The 4287-nt window shown below is 30.9% G+C and carries 5 protein-coding genes; all 5 read right to left on the bottom strand.

Features of this window, described 5'->3' with window-relative positions; genetic code table 11:
• Positions 1-227: 227 nt before the first annotated feature.
• Positions 228-845, bottom strand: a complete 618-nt coding sequence (locus B0I22_RS16000; RefSeq protein ID WP_133946615.1) for a hypothetical protein — start codon at positions 843-845, stop codon at positions 228-230.
• 669 nt (positions 846-1514) lie between these two features.
• Positions 1515-2018 (bottom strand): hypothetical protein, encoded by a 504-nt coding sequence (locus B0I22_RS15995; protein WP_133946613.1) that lies wholly within the window; start codon positions 2016-2018, stop codon positions 1515-1517.
• A 10-nt stretch (positions 2019-2028) separates the two neighbouring features.
• Positions 2029-2469, bottom strand: a complete 441-nt coding sequence (locus tag B0I22_RS15990; RefSeq protein WP_133946611.1) for a hypothetical protein — start codon at positions 2467-2469, stop codon at positions 2029-2031.
• A gap of 36 nt (positions 2470-2505) precedes the next feature.
• Positions 2506-3006 (bottom strand): hypothetical protein, encoded by a 501-nt coding sequence (locus tag B0I22_RS15985; protein ID WP_133946609.1) that lies wholly within the window; start codon positions 3004-3006, stop codon positions 2506-2508.
• 290 nt (positions 3007-3296) lie between these two features.
• Positions 3297-4037: a hypothetical protein gene (locus tag B0I22_RS15980; protein ID WP_133946607.1), complete on the bottom strand. Its 741-nt coding sequence runs from the start codon at positions 4035-4037 to the stop codon at positions 3297-3299.
• Between the last annotated feature and the right edge of the window lie 250 nt (positions 4038-4287).

The following is a 4287-nucleotide window of genomic DNA, read 5'->3' as shown; positions in this document are numbered from 1 at the left end:
TTTTTGGTCTGGATTCAATTTCTTTTAGATTCAAGTTTGTCCAATATTCAGAACCGTTGTTTTTATACCGAATGTTCAATGGTGTTTCTGCCAACGTTTCGGGGCTTTGCGATGGTGGGGCAATCGAAGCACAAATCTTCAATTTTGCACAAAAGTTGAACCGAAGAACTGCCGTTGAACTTTGCAGTTTCGCCCCACTATCGCAAAACCCTTGTTATAGGCAGTTTTTATTTAATTTCCAGTTCTTTAATTACTTTTATAAGTTTGTCTCTGTTTTTACTTGAAGTCATCCAAACAGGAAGCTTTTCAACCATTGTCCAATGAGTTCGATTATTTCTTTCTCGTAATTCAGCAGATATGTATGATTTTAGATATTCTAAATGTTCATAATTAAATGCCCAAAAAGTATAATTTTTGAAATTTGAACTTATCCAAAGTGGAAGCCCAAAATAACTTTCAGTTTCTTTGTCTTTGCTTGAAAACAACCATTCTTGGGAAATGTTTCTTGGTTCATAATCTTGCGTTATTCCACAATTTTTACATTTAACAGCTATTTTCTCTTTTTTCTCGTTCACATTCGGAATTGCCAAATTAATTTCAACCGCACAGTTTGAACAATTGCATTTTAGTTCAACTCGATAAGTCTCTTTCCGTCCTCTCTGTGAATAATGACAATTTGGGCAAGATAAAACTCTTTCAGACCAATATGAGTAGGGTGTTTCCTTTTTTACGACAGCTCTTTTACTACATTTAGGACACTCTACAAATATTTCATTTTGAAAATTATTAAGTGTATAATTTTCGTCTTTAAATCTATTGTCAGTATTTGAAGTTTCTGTTGTCATAAAATTGCCTATAACGTCCCAAGGCTTGGCGATAGCGGGGCGCCCGAAGTGGAAATGTTTCAACTAAAATACAAAATAAAATAGAAAAACAAAGCGTGGATTTTGAGAATTTAGCCCCGCTATTGCCAAACCGATGTTGTCTGCAGTATTTTTTATTCCGTCGAATCGGAAATTTCGTGCGTTCATTTCGATTTAGAGAAACAGAAATTCAGCGGTTTATTTTTCTGTTAAATTTCGTTTTTCGTCAGTTTGTTGTTTCAAAGTTATTTTTAGCCACGTTTTTTTGCCCATAAATTTCTTGTTAATTTCAGTTTTCTCTGTCGTTATATTTCCGTTAAATTCAATTTCTCAGTTTTCAAAAATTTTCGATTTTCAAATTTAAGAACGTCCATTTTCAGAACTTCAGTTAAATTCAATTTCGTGAAATTTGATAGAGTAGACTTGTGTAAAAATATTGCAGACAACGTTTCGGGGCTTGGCGATGGCGGGCAAACCGAAGCGAAAATCTTCAACTAAAATACAAATTTCTACCGAAGAACAAAACGTGAACGGATAACTTTCTGCCCGCTATTGCCAAACCCTTGTTGGCAGAAGTTTTTTTATACCGTTTATTTGAGTATTTTATTTTACATTGTCTAAAAATATGCAATGTTAAGTTTTGATTTCGTTTTACAGTTTTATAGAGTTTTTGAATCTATACCAAATTGAAGAGTAATAAGAATTTGACTGATTTGGATTTGATAAAGTGATTGTATAAATTCGGTTTCCTTTTTTTACGGAATAATTTTTTGAATATATACCTTCTGAAGTGGTATAATCCAACCAAAAAGTCTGTAATCCATTAATAGTAGTTTTTCCGTATTTGATTACTTTAGGATTATCAAAATATTCTATTGCTCCATTTTCCCATTCTTTGGCATAACTATCCAAATCCCCTAACATCTCCCAAATCGAATACTGTCCAATTTCTTTAGGTAATATTTTTACGACAATCACAACAGATGATTTACTATTTTCTGCCTTAAAATCTACATTAGAGCCTACAATATTGGTGGTTTGTATGAAGTTTTTTGGAATCTCAATACTGTAACCATATTTTGGACTTTTCCAATTTGTTTGGGCAAATGAAAAATTAAAAATAAGAACAAGAAGTAACAGAATTATTTTTTTCATATCTATCTTGTTAATAATTATAAATATGTAATCTACAAATTTTGTTAGATTTATCTCTAAATTTATTAATATCGAATTGGCTTAGCCAACTATTTTTCTTACAAACCTCAAAAATTACTTCCGTTACAACGTCAAAAGAAGAATCGCCATATCTATTTGGTCTTACGCCTGTTCTAAAAGTTTCTGATTCTGAAAATAGCACTAAAAAAGTAAGTGTACAAATATCATTTTCTACAAAGTCCATAACCTTGTCCAAATCATATAGTCTTGAATAAATGCTATGAGGATTTGAATGAGAAACCATCATCCTAGTTGCTATAATTTGTTCATAAATTTCATTTGGCTCGCTTGCTAAAATCCTTTGATTGAGCTGGTTAAATTGATTTATTAAAACTTTAGCTGTATTTCCTGGAGAGCCAGGACCATTTTTTAGTAAAAATTTAGTAAACATTTGGATTTATATATTTAATATTAACTAAGTAAATTTTTATTTCACAAATTTTCTGTAAACAATCGTTAAACCGTACAATAGAAAAGGAATAATAACATAAAACACAAATTCCGTATGTCCGTAAAAGCCGAATATTCCTACGAAACCTTTTGTGCTGTTTCTGTAATAATTTTGATTGTAATTATCATAGCCACCACTTCCAAATGCAAAAGTGAATTTATGAAACGGATAAAAATTTTCGGACTCTTCTAATTTACAGTCACTACATCTTTTTAGAACATCATAATCTGGAATTAGTATGTAATCATAGATTTGAGTAAATGATTTATTATGAGATTTGTCAAAGTCACTATAATAGCTGTCTTTTTCTTCATTTTCAAATTTTGGATGAAATTTTAATAAAAATGTACTGTAAGCAATAATGTTAAAAACGAGATAGAAAAAAATGAATTTTCTCGCAAACCGATTTTCTTTTTTTTGTTTCTTTGGAGAAGAAGGTTGTAATATAAACTCGTTTTCAAAGTATATTTTTTTCATTGATGTTTATTGATGTATAAACCTACTTTCAGATTTTTTTCAAGTCGCTGTTTCGGTAATTCCGACCGTTGACAAATTTATTTACTTTAAATATATCTTCCTTACGGGAATCCGTAATTTGACGTAATATTTGTAAAAAATTTCTGCCAACGTTTCGGGGCTTTGCGATGGTGGGGCAATCGAAGCACAAATCTTCAATATTGCACAAAAGTTGAACCGAAGAACTGCCGTTGAACTTTGCAGTTTCGCCCCACTATTGCAAAACCCTTGTTGTGCGTTCGTACTTTTATTTAGTTCATTAATTTCAAAAAGATTTCTGCTTTATTTTCAATTATTTTTATTTGAATTTTATTTTTGTCAGTTTCTTTTAATGCCCAATATTTATTTACGTTCCATTCAAATTTTCTATTTTCTCCCGTTCCATTTTGCGTAATAAATCCCCAAAACCATAAATCGTCCCAAACTTCAATTTCTTTTTCTTTATAGATTTTTTTTAGTGTTGTGTTTACTTTTTCAAAATCCCATTTTATTTCTGAATTTAGTTTCTTAAAAATAGAAATAATTACTGCGTCAACTGGTAAAAAAAATTCGTCATTTTTTTCAAATGTTTTTGGTACATCATTCCAAATTTTCAAATCTTTTGAATATTCCGTATTGTGTAAATGAAAAATTGTTTTTACGAATAGAGCAGAGGTTTTTTTGCCCCAACCGCTTTGTTTTTCCATTCCTAAATACAAGGTTCTGAAGTTATATTCGGTTTCATTTTTAGGCTTTACAAATTCCACAAAACTTTGAAACGAATTTAGACATTCTATATTTTCGTGTAATCCAATAAAAAATCTTGCTAAATTGTCAATTTTCGGCTGACTTTGAGTGTTTGCTATGTGATAAAGAAGTGAAATTACTTTTTCGGGAACACTATTAAATGGTTTCAAAACGGAACTGTAAAATCTTTCTTGTAACTGATGATTATGTTCTCTATTTGAGTTTAAAAATTCAAATATTTTCTCTAATTTGTTTTCTATTTTCAATATTTATCTTCTTAAATTTTAGCTTTCGTTTCTGTCGCAATAGTATGACGCACAACGTCCCACGGCTTGGCGATAGCGGGGCGACCGAAGCGGAAATGTTCCAACTAAAATACAAAATAAAATAGAAATGGAAAGCGTGGATTTTGAGTATTTAGCCCCGCTATTGCCAAACCGATGTTGTCTGCAGTATTTTTTATTCAGTCGAATCGGAAATTTCGTGCGTTCATTTCGATTTAGAGAAGCAGAAATT

The sequence above is a fragment of the Epilithonimonas xixisoli genome, assembly GCF_004365655.1.
In the GTDB taxonomy this organism is placed as follows: Bacteria; Bacteroidota; Bacteroidia; order Flavobacteriales; family Weeksellaceae; genus Epilithonimonas; species Epilithonimonas xixisoli.
Note: the sequence above shows the minus strand (reverse complement) of the source record. Positions and strands in the feature narration are given on the sequence as shown.